Below are 13,761 nucleotides of genomic sequence, written 5' to 3'. Positions count from 1 at the left end.
ACCATGATGGGAGATAACATGTTTGGCAACACCATGTGGGCGGGGCACTGGCTGTGGATGCTGGTGATTGCCATTGTGGTGGTGATACCGGCCTGGCGTATTTGCCAGCGCACGGGGTACCCGGGCTGGCTGGGAATTCTGATTCTGATACCGATGGTGAATCTGATTCTGCTGTACGTCATTGCGTTCGGAGAATGGCCAGCCAACCGGGACAGAGAGGGATAAGTCAGATGGACACCAAGGCTTCGTCATGGCAGAAGGAATTTGAATTGATCGTGCCTGGCATGGGGTCTGACCATTGCGCGGGCATTATCAGCAAGACGATTGGTCGTCTGGACGGTATTGAAGAGTTATCCACCAATATAGCCAAGCACCGGGTCAGTGTCCGGGTTCGGGCTGACGGACCTGACGCGGAAGCCCTGAAGACTGCTGTAGAGGGGGCAGGCTACGATGTGGCCGCAGTCACTGGTGGTGAGGACCCTGACCGGGAGGATGACACTGCCATTGATGAGGCCTACCTCAGTCTTGCATTGCGCAGGCTCTGGATTGCGGCACTGCCCACCACGCTGATCATGGTGCTTATGGTGCCCCACATGTTCTGGCAGCCGGTGCCTGGCTATCTGGCAATCGTTGCCCTGCTGGCATTCCCGGTGGTGTTTCTGTTCGGCGGGGCAGCCACTCACAAGGCCTCATGGCGCTCCCTGAAAAACGGCACCTTCAATATGGACGTGCTGATTTCCATGGGCAGCCTGCCGCCATACGTGATTGGTCTGGTTGGCTTTGTGTATCCGATGACCTCTTTCATCGAAATGGCCGCCACCATTATGACGTTTCACCTGGTTGGCCGTTATCTGGAAGCGAAAGCCAAGGGCAAGGCCTCTGAGGCGATCCGGAGGTTGCTCACCCTGGGCGCCAAGACCGCCCGTGTGGAACGGGAGGGGGAGGAAGTCGAAATAGCCGTCAAAGAGCTGTCTCCCGGTGACATTATGGTTGTTCGGCCCGGCGACAAGGTTCCGACCGACGGAGAGGTAGTAGAGGGTGAGAGCCATCTGGATGAATCCATCGCCACTGGCGAGTCGATCCCGGTCTACAAAAGCGCGGGAGACACCGTTATCGGCGCCACCATCAATAAGGAAGGTCGCCTGAGGGTCAAGGCTACCCGGGTTGGCGGTGACACCTTCCTCGCCCAGGTGGTCAAGCTGATCGATGAGGCACAGGGGTCCAGGGTGCCCATTCAGGAATTTGCTGACCGCATGACCGGTCGCTTCGTACCACTGGTTCTGGTTGTCTCGCTGGGCAGTCTTGTTGCCTGGCTGTTGGCGGCAGATACGCTCCGGCCAATCCTGGAATGGGGCGCCGGTTTCCTGCCGTGGGTAGACCCGACGGCGGCCACACCGGTGTTGGCTATCCTGGCGGCCATAGCTGTGCTGGTGATTGCCTGCCCCTGTGCACTGGGGCTGGCGACGCCGACTGCACTGATGGTGGGTTCGGGGGTTGGCGCTGAGCGGGGCATACTGATTCGCTCTGGAGAGGCCATCCAGACCTTCAAGGACGTCAAGGTGATGGTCCTGGATAAAACGGGCACTATCACCCGGGGCGAGCCGAAGCTGACTGACGTCGTAGCAGCCGAGGGAGTTTCGGAGACGGAACTGTTGGAGCTTGCAACCACGGTGGAAAATGCGTCTGAGCATCCCATCGCCCGCGCCATTGTGGACGGTGCCCGGGAGCGGGGCATAAAGCCCGGGGACGTTGTTGATTTCCGCTCCACCGGCGCCCGGGGTGTGTCCGGCACGGTGGGTGAGAGAGCCGTGCTGATTGGCAACCGACTCCTGCTTGAAGAGCATGGCGTTAATGGGCTGGAAGCCCTGGATAAGAGCCTTTCCGACCTTGAGGAGCAGGGCAGAACGGCCGTCATCGTTGCCCGTGACGGTCAGGCCTGTGGCATTGTCGCGGTTGCCGACACGCTCAAGGACGAATCGGTTGCCGCCATCCGGGCCATGCATGAGCAAGGGCTGCACGTAGTGATGATCACCGGTGATAACGAACGTGCGGCTAACGCCGTTGCACAGGAAACGGGTATTGATGAGGTGCGTGCCGGGGTGCTGCCGGAGGGCAAGGTGGACGCCATTCGGGAGCTGCAGGAGAAATACGGAAATCATGTAGCCATGGTGGGCGACGGTATCAACGATGCTCCCGCTCTGAAGCAGGCCAATGTTGGTATAGCCATAGGTGCGGGGGCCGACGTCGCTATTGACGCGGCTGACGTCACTCTGGTTCGGGGAGAGCTTTCGGGCGTTATTGATGCCATGTTGCTGTCCCGTGCCACGTTCAGAAAGATTGTCGAGAATTTGCTGTGGGCAAGCGGCTACAACGCAGCCGCTATTCCTATTGCGGCAGCAGGCCTGTTGCACCCGATGATTGGCGTGGTGGCAATGACCGCCAGCTCCCTGTCAGTCATCGGTAATTCGATGTTGCTAAGACGGCGCTATAGCAATGAGCGCTCCCGGGTTGCTTGATTCAAAATAAATCCGGCTGCTCTTGCTGGCCGGGGTAAAGGGGGAACCGGAATGGAAATCAAAACATTTGGTGAACTGATCGACTGGACCCGAGGTCTCCATGCGCATTTAGCCCGTTGCCTTGCGCATTGTGCGACAAAGAACGAGGAAGAGCGGGCAAGGGCGCTATTGGACTACCTGGCAACCCACGAGTCTGAAATAGAGCGTATCGTCAAAGAGTTTGAGAACCAGGGAGATGCGAAGGCTTTAGACACAAGAGTTTACGACTACCTCGCTCACAATCCTGTCAAAACCCACAGAACCTGCGATGAGCCATACGCGGAGCTTGATTTTGAAGGCATCTGCCGTGAGGTCTTCGACTTTCATGAGCAGATTATTGATCTCTATAGAACGCTGATCGGAAAAGCAGAGATTCCTGAGGCAAAGGAACTGCTCGAATCACTCTTGACGATGGAAGAGAACGAATCCATGCGTCTGGCTAGACAAGTTGGTCGAATGGATGATCTCTGACTGTTTGTTCGCTAAACCAGGTTTTCATGCATGGATGTGGCGCTCATGTTTACCATGACAGGCGTGGGGTGCATTGCTGCGCCGATCCCATGATCCAGATCAAGGTTCGTTGATTTAACCTCACCGCGAGATCACTTTTCAGCCCGGATTCAGTTTCATGATCTTTACTGAATGTGATGCAGGCATTATCTCGATATTGAGGGGGATCTCATGAACAGAATTAACCGTTTAATCGCGTGCTCCTTTCTCGTGGCCGCCCCGGTTTTTGTGCTTGCACAAGGCAATGCCGGGCAGATGTCGCAAGGTGGAATGATGAACCAGGAACACATGCAACAGATGCATGAGAACATGTCGCGAATGCAGGGGATGATGCAGCAAATGCCCAATGCCGGCTCGCAAGAGGAGCGCCAGCGGCTGATGCAAGAGCATATGGAGTCCATGCAGGAACACATGGGTATGATGCGTGGTGGAATGATGGGCCCGGGCATGATGGATCAGGGAATGATGGGCAATGGTCAGGGCATGATGAATAATCAGGGCCAAAAGCAGCCTGGTAACGCGCAGGGCAATCGCGCTGGCGGTCCGGGGATGGATAATGAGCAGCGTATGAACATGATGGAGAATCGCATGGATCAGATGCAGCTCATGATGGAACAGATGCTGGAGCACCAGCGGCAACTGAACCGGAATTGATCGCTGTCCCTTAACCTGAACCAGTTCACTGTGCTGTTCGCTGACGGTCTTTCCGTTGGCGAACCACACAGCCATGGTCATGGCTGCCCGCCCCTGATGCGTCGGCAACGTTCACTACAGTAACGGACATGATCCCAGTCTTTCGCCCATTTCTTGCGCCAGGCAAACGGCCGGTCGCAAACCGGGCAGGTTTTCTCGGGTAAGTGCTTCTTTTTGTGCATCCGGCTCAAATGGTTTTTACTGAATGTAGCCTCTTCCTACGTTCACAGCGCCCTGGGGGATTGTTGATGGCCCGATTCAGTGACGATATCCAACCTCCATCCATCTTGATCTTTGACTGGCACGGCACGTTGGTGGATACCCACGATGCCATGTTCAGCGCGATGGAGGAGATGCTACCGCAACTGGAGGACCTGGAGCTGGTGGAGCGGCTGCTGCCGGAAGACAAATGCCGCACCGCTGATGACGCCCGCCTGGTACGTTACATCCGCATTTTTCGTCGCTTGCATCCGCGAATACTGGCTGAACGGCGGGTGTCGCGTACCGATATCTTCAATGCCATCTTCGGTGACGACAAGGACGCCAAACTGATTGCCCACAAGGCTTATAATGCGTGTTACCGCAAGTACTTCGGCAAAGTGAAACCCTTCCAGCCCGGTGCCTATGAATATCTGACTGCCCTGAAGGAAATGGGTATACGCCTGGGTGTATCCACCAACCGCAACCGGGAATTCCTCGACAAGGAGTTGAAAATGGTGGATGAAGGCCGCTGGCAGGATCTGTTTGACGTGACAGTGTGTGCCGACGATGTCACCGAATACAAGCCGGACCCGGAAGTCATTCTCAGAACCCTGGAAAAGGCCGGGTTACCTGTGGATCAGCGTGCGTGGTACGTCGGTGACAGTTACGTGGACATGCTCACCGCAAATAAGGCTGGAGTCGCAGGTGTTTTCTATAACGGCGCATGCTGGGAACCCGGTCGCATCGATAGCTGGTTCTCCCATCGCGATGCGCCCGTTGCGATCCTCGACAGTTTTGAGGATTTGGTGGATCTTTTAGCCTTGTTGGAACGGAGGTCTCCTGACGCGTTTCGGTTCTCACCCGCTGAGGTCCGCCCCCGGCCATTTCCGCCGCCCGAGCGACCGGCGCCGCGAATTGAACCGGACTGGCACCCGGCGGTGGTCCGGCTGATCCGCCCTTCGGTGGTCCTGTTTGACTGGCACGCCACCCTGGTGGATACGTTGGATGCCATGTACCACGCGGTGGATGACATGTTGCCGGATTTCCACAAGCTCGAGCTGATGGACCGTATGGTGTCTCCTGAAGACAGCAAGACGCCGGAGGATGTCAAACTTGTCGCCTATGTGCGGGAGTTTGCAAGGTTGCACCCGAAAGTGAAGGCCGATCGCAAAATATCCCGTACCGATATCTTCGAGGTGCTGTTCGGCGAGGATCAGGAAGCCAAGCAGATTGCCCACAAGGCCTTTAACCATCATTATCGCAACCATTACGGCACGGTAAAGGCGTTTGAACCGAGGGTGCGGGATGTGCTGGAAGGGTTGCGGCGGCTGGATATTCAGGTGGGTGTGATTACCAACCGGGACCGGGAGTTTTTCGAGCACGAACTGGCGGCGGTGGAAGACACGGGTTGGACAGAGCTGTTCGATGTAGACGTTTGTGGTGATGACACGCCGTTGCGTAAGCCTCATCCTGACCAGCTACTGCTGGCGGTGCAGAAACTGGATTATCCGCCCGATCCCAGTGTCTGGTATGTCGGGGACAGCACCACGGATGTGATCGGTGCCAAGCGGGCAGGCATGACCTCGGTGTTCTTTAACGGGGCACAGTGGGACCAGCCGTGGCTCAACAAGATTTTTCCCGGAACCCATAAACATCCCGACAAACCCGATGTCGTGGTGAATGATTTTTCCGAATTCTGGGCGCTGGTACTGGCGTGTGAAATAGGGCCGCCGTGATATAAATGGGACTTTTGCCACACAGCGTTTAGACCTATGCTGGCACGCCTGAATAACAACAAAGGTCTTCCAATGTCTGATGTAAAAGCGTCGATTCTTGTCGTGGACGACGACCTGGCGATACGCGAGCTATTGCATGAACACCTGTCCCGGGTTGGCTACGATGTGATGACCGCCGCCGAAGGTGAAGATATGCGCCAACGGCTGGCGGAGTCCCGGGTGGACCTGATTGTTCTTGACGTCATGATGCCAGGGGACGATGGCTTTACACTTTGCCGTGAGATCCGCGAGCATTCGCAGGTTCCCATCATCATGCTGACGGCGAGCTCCGATGAAACCGACCGTGTGGTCGGCCTGGAAATTGGTGCCGATGATTACCTGGCCAAACCGTTCAGTGCCCGCGAACTACAGGCCAGGGTCAAGGCGCTGTTGCGGCGTTCGAGTTTCACCCGAACGGACAATCCCAGGTTTGTCCGGTTTGATCGCTGGCGGCTGGACACTCTGGCCCACGAACTCATCTCGGAAGAGGGAAGCACCACTGCGCTGTCCGGTGCCGATTTTGCCCTGTTGCAGCTTTTCCTCGCCCACCCCAACGAAGTGCTGGACCGTGACACCATTTCCGGTGTGACCCGCGGCCGCGAGTCCATGCCGCTGGACCGGGTTGTGGATGTGGCGGTCAGCCGCCTGCGTCAGCGTCTGGGGGATCAGGGCCGCAACCCCAGACTGATCAAGACCGTGCGTGGGGCGGGTTACCTGCTGGCGGCAACGGTGACCCATGTCGCGGAATAATAACGGCGCGATCGACACCGGCCGCAAGGCCTGGCGTCTTGTACCCTCGTCGCTCCTCGGCCGTATCCTGCTGTTGACGCTGGTGGCCATGGGGGTTGCCCAGGTGGTCTCAAGCGTGATCTGGGTAGGCACTTTCCGGGCCCAGCAAGTGGAGGGGCTGGTCAGCACCACCCGCAACCTCGCTTCTTCCGCCGCGGCAACCACGCAGTTCTTCAAATCCCTGCCGCTGCAATACCGGCACATTGTGCTGGATCAGTTGAGGGACATGGGGGGCTCGCGCTTCTTTGTCTCCCTCAATGACAAACGCATTAATATGCGCGCGTTGCCAGACAGTGAGCGCAAACAACTGGTCACAGAGGAAGTCAAGGCGGTGCTCCGGAGCCGGCTGGGCAAATCGACCAACCTGCATGTTGAATTTGTTCACCCCGATGATTTGCGAATCCTCAATACCGAGCTGCCACTGGATGCGTTACCCCGATCCTGGGCTCATTACGCACTGACCCTGGAGCCCATCAAACCACCGGTTCTGGTGACCCAGGTGGAAGTGGCCACGGGTGAGTGGTTGTATCTGGCCTCGTTGTTGCCCGCGCCCTATGTGTCACTGGATGACGAAAGCATTCCCGGCCAGCAGATTGTCTTTATCCTGGTGATGATCGGCGTGCTGTTTCCTGTGCTGGCATGGCTGGTGCGCCGCCAGACCCGGCCGTTGCGAAAGCTGGCCCGGGCGGCGCGGGATCTGCCACTGGATGAATATCAGCCACCATTGCAGGAGCAGGGCAGCGCTGAAATTGTCGCGGTTACCCGGGGCTTCAATGCCATGCGCCGTCGGCTGCAAAGTTACATCAGTGACCGGGACCAATTATTTCGCGCAATCTCCCATGACCTTAAAACCCCGATAACGAGGCTGCGCCTGCGAGCCGATCTTATTGACGACGATGACATTCGTGAGCGATTCGAAAGTGATCTTCAGGAGCTGGAATTACTGGTAAAAGGTGCCCTGCAGAGCATGAAGGATACCGACATTCATGAGAATGTTGAGCTTGTCGATATTGATGGCATGTTACGGCGAATGGCGGATGCCTACATCGGTGACAGCCCCGGTGTTGTCGTGGAGGGCACCTGTGCGCCGTACCGTGGCAAGCCCCTGGCGTTGAAGCGCTGCCTGGGCAATCTGGTGGATAATGCGGTGAAGTACGGGGAGACGGCGATCATTAGCGTGGAGGACTCCCCGGAGCAGCTAACCATCCACGTCAGGGATCATGGGCCGGGGATTCCCGAGGCCGAGCTTGACCGGATTTTCGAGCCCTACTATCGCCTTGGTCAGGAGCACCGAAAGGGGCATGGTCTGGGCCTCGGAATTGCCCGCAACATTGCCCAAAACCACGGTGGTGATCTTGAAATAGCCAATTGCCCGGACGGTGGCCTGGATGTGACCCTTACGTTACCGCGACATTGAAATTGCCATGTAACAAACCTGTTACATCGGTCTTTCTGTTTGATACGTTCCCCTTTCGGGTATTGCCATAGACTCTGATGTTGCTAATACAACAAAAACAAGGAGTCATAATGAATACCTGTAAACCGTACCCTACTGCCTGGACCAACAATGCCATCACCGGTCGCCGACTGGTGGTCGCGGTGAGCGTAGCTTCACTGGCTCTGGTTGCCGGCCAGGCACTGGCTCAGGAAACCGTGGAAGACCGCCTGTCAGCCCTGGAGCAGAAGTTGGCAGAGGTTGAACCCCAGGCCCGGGGTGACGAGGGCTTCTCCTTCAACACCTACGCCCGTTCAGGGCTGCTGCTTAACAGTGACGGCAAGAGTGCGCCCGGCGGCCCTTACCTGACGCCGGCCGGGTCGGTGGGTGGTGCAGTGGGCCGGCTGGGTAACGAACCCGATACCTACCTGGAAGCCATCCTCAACTACAAGACTGTGGCGGATAACGGTACCAAGGCTCATTACCGCCTGATGATTGCCGACTCCACCACCTCCAGCAACGACTGGACCGCTGGCGACGGCGCCGTGAACGTGCGTCAGGCCTATGTCGAATTCAGCGACCTTGCCAGCTTCACTGGCATTTTCGAAGATGCCTCGATCTGGGCCGGCAAACGCTTTGATCGGGACCTGGACTTTGACATCCACTGGCTCGACAGCGATATCGTCTTCCTGGGCGGCACCGGGGTCGGACTCTACGACGTGGCCTTCAGTGAGTCGGTGAAGTCCAACTTTTCCTTTTATGGACGCAGCTTCCAGGATTTTCCCTCCGATCCTGACACCACTGACGGCGAGTCCGACACCGACAACCTGATCCTCACCGCCAATAACTATTTCGGCAACGTCCAGTGGCTGATCAATGGCATGTCCGCTGCGGATAACGACGAGCGTATCGTCGGCGGCGTTATGGAGGCTGCCGACACCGGTGTGCAAACCATGCTGGCCTACCACGGTGACAGCTTCTTCGGGATCTCCGATGGCAACTTCAAGGTGGCGCTGCTACACGGCCAGGGCCTGGGTGCGGAGGTCAAGAACCTCGGCGCCGATGGCAACCTGCATGAAGACGCGGCCAGTACCCGTGTGGCTGCCTACGGTACCACCCGGTTGAGTGATAACTGGCGTATCGCCCCGGCAATCCTGGCGGAAACCAGCAAGGATCGTTATGTGGAAGGGGATGAATACCAGTGGCTGACGTTCAACACCCGTCTGGCCAATGAACTGGGCGCTAATTTCGAGATGCAGTATGAGGCCTCCTGGCAGGTGATGGACCTGAATCCGGAAGGTTACGAAGGGCGCGAGGACGTGGATGGTGACTACGCCCGCTTCACCATTGCGCCTACCTTCAAACCGCAGGTTGGCGGTTTCTGGAACCGCCCTGAAATCCGTGTGTTTGCCAGCTATTCCACCTGGGACGACGAGCTAAACCGTTTTGATGGCGGTGATGCCCTCGGCCAGGAAGACTTTGGCGGCAACCAGTGGACCTTTGGTACCCAGATGGAAGTCTGGTTCTGATACTGACAAACGTCTCCACTACAAAAACAAGGAGTCATTATGAAAACGTTCAAGCGTCATCTTACAGCCCTGGCGGTCTCTGCCGCCCTGATGCCAACAGCGGCCGTCCAGGCCGGTGAAGTCGAGGTTCTGCACTGGTGGACCGCCGGTGGTGAAGCGCGGGCCGCCGCGGCCCTGAAAGAAATGATGGAAGAGCAGGGCCACACCTGGAAAGATTTTGCGGTGGCCGGCGGGGGCGGTGAAGCCGCCATGACGGTGCTGAAAACCCGCGCCGTCTCTGGTAACCCGCCTGCGGCAGCGCAGATCAAGGGCCTGGACATTCGTGAATGGGCGGAACTGGGCTTTCTGACCAGCCTGGACAGTGTTGCCGACGCTGAAAACTGGGACCAGCTCATTCCGCCCCGGATTTCCGAAGTCATGAAGTACGAAGGCAAATACGTAGCGGTGCCGGTGAACGTGCACCGGGTGAACTGGTTATGGGTGAACCCGGAGGTGATGGAAGATGTCGGCGTTGACGTGCCCACCACGCTGGACGAGTTCTTCGCAGTGGCCGACAAGCTCCAGGCAGCGGGATACATTCCCCTGGCGCACGGTGGCCAGCCCTGGCAGGACGCGACCGTGTTCGATGCGGTGGCGCTCGCGCAGCTGGGCCCTGAGGATTACCGCAAGGCGTTTGTCGACCACGACATGGACGTGATTAACAGCGACAAGATGGAAGAGGTCTTCACACAGTTCGCCAGGGTAATGAGCTACGTCGATGACAATGCCGCGGGCCGGGACTGGAACACTGCCACTGGCATGGTGATTCGTGGTGAGGCGGCCATGCAGATAATGGGTGACTGGGCCAAGGGTGAATTTTCCGCTGCCGGACTGACGCCGGGTGAGGATTATCTGTGCGCGCCGGCTCCGGGCACCACCGGGCGATTCACCTTCAACGTGGATTCCTTCGCCATGTTCAGCCTGACAGAGGATGAGGACATCAAGGCGCAGAAGGATCTGGCACGTACCATTCTGGAACCCGAATTCCAGACCCTGTTCAACCAGAATAAGGGGTCCATTCCGGTTCGAACTGACATGGATATGAGCGCGTTTGATATCTGTGCCCAGGCGTCGATGGAGACGTTCAAGTCCAGCGCCGACGATGGTGGCCTGGTGCCGAGCTTCTCCCACGGCCTGGCGACCACCAGCTACATCCAGGGCCAGATCTTCGATGTGGTCACCAACTTCGTCAACTCCAACAATCCAGACCCGGCAAAAACCACGGACCAGTTGGCAGCCGCCATCCAGTCCGCAATGTAATGCCGTGCCAGGCCGCCTGCCGGGCGGCCTTAGGGTTTATTCGGGGGATTTCTCATGGAACACACTCATAGTCGCCCTGCCCGGGTGGCCAGGGCACCGTCTGGCCTGATGGATGGCCTGCAGCGCTGGCTACCCAAGCTGGTGGTGGCGCCAACGTTCATCCTGATCGGCATTGGTATCTACGGCTACATGCTGTGGACCGGTGTACTGTCGTTCACCAATTCCAGCTTCCTGCCCAGTTACGATTTCGTCGGCCTTGCGCAGTACGCCAAGCTGATGGAGAGCGAGCGCTGGCTGGTCGCGTCCCGGAATCTCGCCATCTTTGGCGGGCTGTTCATCGGTATTTGCCTGCTGATTGGTGTGGTGCTCGCCATTTTCCTGGACCAGCGCATCCGCCAGGAAGGCGCCATCCGCACCATTTATCTTTACCCCATGGCACTGTCCATGATTGTCACAGGCACGGTCTGGCGCTGGATTCTGAACCCGCGCCTGGGGCTGGAAAAGCTGATGCACGACTGGGGATGGACCTCCTTCAGCTTCGACTGGCTGGTGAATTCCGACTTTGCCATTTACACCATTGTGATGGCGGCGGTATGGCAGGCCTCCGGCTTTGTCATGGCGCTGTTTCTGGCGGGCCTGCGGGGTGTTGATTCGTCCATCATTCGAGCCGCACGGGTGGATGGTGCCAGTCTGCCGGTCATCTACTGGAAAATTATCTTGCCTTCCCTGCGGCCGGTATTCTTCAGCTCGGTGATGGTGCTGGCCCACATCGCCATCAAGAGTTTTGATCTGGTCATGGCCATGACGGCGGGTGGCCCGGGCTATTCCACCGACCTGCCTGCGGTATTCATGTACGCCCACACCTTTACCCGCGGCCAGATGGGCCTGGGCTCTGCCAGCGCCATGCTGATGCTGGGCGCCATTCTCGCACTGCTGGTGCCTTACCTGTATTCCGAACTGAGGGAGAAGCGCCATGACTGATGTGATTCGTACCGGCTTTCGCCCCAGCCGCATTGCCATCTACGGGGTGCTGCTACTGGCATGCCTGGTGTACCTGATTCCGCTGATCGTTATGTTGATCACCAGCTTCAAGACACCCATGGATATCCGTACCGGCAACTTGCTGGCGCTGCCGACTGACTGGACGGTTGTGGGCTGGACCAAGGCCTGGTCCGAGGCCTGCACCGGGGTGCAGTGTGAGGGAGTCAAAGGGTATTTCTGGAACTCGTTCAAGATGACCGTGCCGGCGGTACTAATTTCCACGCTGTTGGGCGCCTTCAATGGCTACGTGTTGTCCAAGTGGAAGTTCAAGGGCTCTGACCTGATGTTCGGCATGCTGCTGTTTGGCTGCTTTGTACCATTCCAGGTCGTCCTGCTGCCCATGGCGGCCACCCTGGGCAAGCTGGGCCTGGCCAACACCACGGCCGGCCTGGTGCTGGTCCACGTGATCTACGGCGTGGCGTTCACCACACTGTTTTTCCGTAACTATTACGTGGCCATACCCGACGCTCTGGTGAAGGCGGCACGGCTGGATGGTGCCGGCTTTTTCACCATCTTTTTCCGCATCCTGCTGCCCATGTCCACGCCCATTTTTATGGTGTCGTTGATCTGGCAGTTCACCCAGATCTGGAATGACTTCCTGTTCGGCGTGGTCTTCGCCAGTGGCGACAGTCAGCCGATAACGGTCGCCCTGAACAATCTGGTGAACACCAGCACCGGGGTGAAGGAATACAACGTGGATATGGCCGCCGCCATGATCGCCGCCCTGCCAACGCTGGTGGTGTACATCGTGGCAGGCAAGTACTTTATACGCGGCCTGACGGCCGGCTCGGTTAAGGGGTAAAACAACAATGTCGCAACTTGAACTGCGGGACATCCGCAAGACCTACACAGGGGCCCTGGACGAGACCCTCAAGGGCATCAACATTGACATCGCATCCGGTGAATTCCTGACCCTGGTCGGGCCATCGGGCTGTGGCAAGTCCACGCTGATGAACAGCATTGCCGGCCTGGAATCCATTACCGGTGGGTCGATAGTGGTGAATGGCAAAGACATATCGGGTATGGAACCGAAGGACCGGGACATCGCCATGGTGTTCCAGTCCTACGCGCTTTACCCCACCATGTCGGTGCGCCAGAACATCGCCTTTGGTCTGAAGATTCGCGGTATGCCAAAAGAGGAAATTCGTCAGGAAGTCGAGCGTGTTGCCGACCTGCTGCAGATCTCCGCATTGCTGGATAAAAAGCCTTCCCGGCTATCCGGTGGTCAGCAGCAGCGGGTGGCCATGGGGCGAGCATTGGCCAGACGGCCGAAGATCTACCTGTTCGACGAACCGCTTTCCAACCTGGATGCCAAGCTGCGGGTGGAGATGCGCACCGAGATCAAGAAGCTGCACCAGCGGCTGAGAACCACCATTGTGTACGTCACCCATGACCAGATCGAGGCCATGACTCTGGCGGACCGGATTGCCGTGCTCAAGGACGGCGAGTTGCAGCAACTGGGAACACCAAAGGAAGTCTACGACACCCCGGAAAACCTGTTTGTGGCGAGTTTTATGGGCTCGCCTTCCATGAGTTTTATTGACGTGGAGATCGAACGGGCGGGAACCGGCCTGTCAGTGACGGTTGAAGGTAGCGACGGTCGCAAGCTGGCCCTGCCGGTGCCGGCGTATCTGGAGAGCTGGGCCGGTAAGCGGGTGGTGCTTGGCATCCGCCCGGAGCATATAAGCCAGCCCGACGATCAGAAGGCAGATCATCCGATGGTGACCAGCGGTCGCTTTACGGTGGAGGTCACCGAACCGACCGGGCCGGATGTGCTCGCCGTTATCCGCCTGAACAATAAGGATGTGCAGTGCCGGCTGGATGCGGAGCACCCGGTGAACTGGGGCGAGGAAGCCGATCTGATGTTCGATATGCGTAAGGTCGTATTCTTCGACCCGGAAAGCGAGAAACGCATTCGCCCGCAATAACGCCTA

13 protein-coding genes are annotated in these 13,761 nt (G+C 57.9%); 12 read left to right on the top strand and 1 reads right to left on the bottom strand.

What is annotated here, in order from left to right; all coding sequences use genetic code 11:
- The first annotated feature begins 3 nt into the window (after positions 1-3).
- The 4 genes from ACJO3M_RS16845 (at position 4) to ACJO3M_RS16830 (ending at position 3,719) form a co-directional block, all read left to right on the top strand.
- A complete protein-coding gene (locus tag ACJO3M_RS16845) occupies positions 4-225 on the top strand; it encodes a DUF805 domain-containing protein (protein WP_407002549.1) in 222 nt (73 codons plus the stop codon).
- A gap of 5 nt (positions 226-230) precedes the next feature.
- Positions 231-2,516 (top strand): heavy metal translocating P-type ATPase, encoded by a 2,286-nt coding sequence (locus tag ACJO3M_RS16840; RefSeq protein WP_407002547.1) that lies wholly within the window; start codon positions 231-233, stop codon positions 2,514-2,516.
- Between the two features lie 51 nt (positions 2,517-2,567).
- Positions 2,568-3,026, top strand: a complete 459-nt coding sequence (locus tag ACJO3M_RS16835; protein WP_407002546.1) for an ATPase — start codon at positions 2,568-2,570, stop codon at positions 3,024-3,026.
- A gap of 210 nt (positions 3,027-3,236) precedes the next feature.
- Entirely contained in the window at positions 3,237-3,719 is a 483-nt protein-coding gene (locus ACJO3M_RS16830; protein WP_407002545.1) for a hypothetical protein, read from the top strand.
- A gap of 77 nt (positions 3,720-3,796) precedes the next feature.
- Here ACJO3M_RS16830 and ACJO3M_RS16825 read toward each other — a convergent pair whose 3' ends face one another.
- The gene (locus ACJO3M_RS16825) at positions 3,797-3,940 is read right to left on the bottom strand and encodes a DUF2256 domain-containing protein (protein ID WP_407002544.1); all 144 of its coding nucleotides are present in this window, start codon (positions 3,938-3,940) and stop codon (positions 3,797-3,799) included.
- Between the two features lie 66 nt (positions 3,941-4,006).
- Here ACJO3M_RS16825 and ACJO3M_RS16820 point away from each other — a divergent pair, with 66 nt between their 5' ends.
- The 8 genes from ACJO3M_RS16820 (at position 4,007) to ACJO3M_RS16785 (ending at position 13,755) form a co-directional block, all read left to right on the top strand.
- The gene (locus ACJO3M_RS16820; protein WP_407002543.1) at positions 4,007-5,695 is read left to right on the top strand and encodes an HAD family hydrolase; all 1,689 of its coding nucleotides are present in this window, start codon (positions 4,007-4,009) and stop codon (positions 5,693-5,695) included.
- A 72-nt stretch (positions 5,696-5,767) separates the two neighbouring features.
- Positions 5,768-6,484, top strand: coding sequence for a response regulator (locus ACJO3M_RS16815; RefSeq protein ID WP_407002542.1), 717 nt, complete (start codon positions 5,768-5,770; stop codon positions 6,482-6,484).
- Positions 6,471-7,940 carry an ATP-binding protein gene (locus ACJO3M_RS16810; RefSeq protein WP_407002541.1) on the top strand — a complete coding sequence of 490 codons (1,470 nt, stop codon included), beginning with the start codon at positions 6,471-6,473 and terminating at the stop codon, positions 7,938-7,940. The genes ACJO3M_RS16815 and ACJO3M_RS16810 overlap by 14 nt, the downstream gene beginning before the upstream one ends.
- 110 nt (positions 7,941-8,050) lie before the next feature.
- Entirely contained in the window at positions 8,051-9,487 is a 1,437-nt protein-coding gene (locus tag ACJO3M_RS16805) for a carbohydrate porin (RefSeq protein ID WP_407002540.1), read from the top strand.
- A 39-nt stretch (positions 9,488-9,526) separates the two neighbouring features.
- On the top strand, positions 9,527-10,786 hold the full coding sequence (locus ACJO3M_RS16800) for an ABC transporter substrate-binding protein (protein ID WP_407002539.1): 1,260 nt from the start codon (positions 9,527-9,529) through the stop codon (positions 10,784-10,786).
- 54 nt (positions 10,787-10,840) lie between these two features.
- Positions 10,841-11,767: a carbohydrate ABC transporter permease gene (locus ACJO3M_RS16795; protein WP_407002538.1), complete on the top strand. Its 927-nt coding sequence runs from the start codon at positions 10,841-10,843 to the stop codon at positions 11,765-11,767.
- Positions 11,760-12,629, top strand: a complete 870-nt coding sequence (locus tag ACJO3M_RS16790) for a carbohydrate ABC transporter permease (RefSeq protein ID WP_407002536.1) — start codon at positions 11,760-11,762, stop codon at positions 12,627-12,629. Before ACJO3M_RS16795 ends, ACJO3M_RS16790 begins: the two co-directional genes overlap by 8 nt.
- 7 nt (positions 12,630-12,636) lie before the next feature.
- Entirely contained in the window at positions 12,637-13,755 is a 1,119-nt protein-coding gene (locus ACJO3M_RS16785; RefSeq protein ID WP_407002535.1) for an ABC transporter ATP-binding protein, read from the top strand.
- Positions 13,756-13,761 lie beyond the last annotated feature (6 nt).

This window comes from Marinobacter alkalisoli (assembly GCF_045449795.1).
Lineage (GTDB): Bacteria > Pseudomonadota > Gammaproteobacteria > Pseudomonadales > Oleiphilaceae > Marinobacter.
The sequence above is the reverse complement of the archived record's forward strand: the minus strand, read 5'-3'. Positions and strand labels throughout refer to the sequence as shown.

Bases quoted from the DNA above. Each gene is read 5' to 3' on its own strand.
- ACJO3M_RS16810 (WP_407002541.1), top strand. From the start codon at position 6,471: ATGTCGCGGAATAATAACGGCGCGATCGACACCGGCCGCAAGGCCTGG.
- ACJO3M_RS16825 (WP_407002544.1), bottom strand. From the start codon at position 3,940: ATGCACAAAAAGAAGCACTTACCCGAGAAAACCTGCCCGGTTTGCGAC.
- ACJO3M_RS16795 (WP_407002538.1), top strand. From the start codon at position 10,841: ATGGAACACACTCATAGTCGCCCTGCCCGGGTGGCCAGGGCACCGTCT.
- ACJO3M_RS16790 (WP_407002536.1), top strand. From the start codon at position 11,760: ATGACTGATGTGATTCGTACCGGCTTTCGCCCCAGCCGCATTGCCATC.
- ACJO3M_RS16785 (WP_407002535.1), top strand. From the start codon at position 12,637: ATGTCGCAACTTGAACTGCGGGACATCCGCAAGACCTACACAGGGGCC.
- ACJO3M_RS16820 (WP_407002543.1), top strand. From the start codon at position 4,007: ATGGCCCGATTCAGTGACGATATCCAACCTCCATCCATCTTGATCTTT.
- ACJO3M_RS16835 (WP_407002546.1), top strand. From the start codon at position 2,568: ATGGAAATCAAAACATTTGGTGAACTGATCGACTGGACCCGAGGTCTC.
- ACJO3M_RS16830 (WP_407002545.1), top strand. From the start codon at position 3,237: ATGAACAGAATTAACCGTTTAATCGCGTGCTCCTTTCTCGTGGCCGCC.
- ACJO3M_RS16845 (WP_407002549.1), top strand. From the start codon at position 4: ATGATGGGAGATAACATGTTTGGCAACACCATGTGGGCGGGGCACTGG.
- ACJO3M_RS16840 (WP_407002547.1), top strand. From the start codon at position 231: ATGGACACCAAGGCTTCGTCATGGCAGAAGGAATTTGAATTGATCGTG.
- ACJO3M_RS16800 (WP_407002539.1), top strand. From the start codon at position 9,527: ATGAAAACGTTCAAGCGTCATCTTACAGCCCTGGCGGTCTCTGCCGCC.
- ACJO3M_RS16805 (WP_407002540.1), top strand. From the start codon at position 8,051: ATGAATACCTGTAAACCGTACCCTACTGCCTGGACCAACAATGCCATC.
- ACJO3M_RS16815 (WP_407002542.1), top strand. From the start codon at position 5,768: ATGTCTGATGTAAAAGCGTCGATTCTTGTCGTGGACGACGACCTGGCG.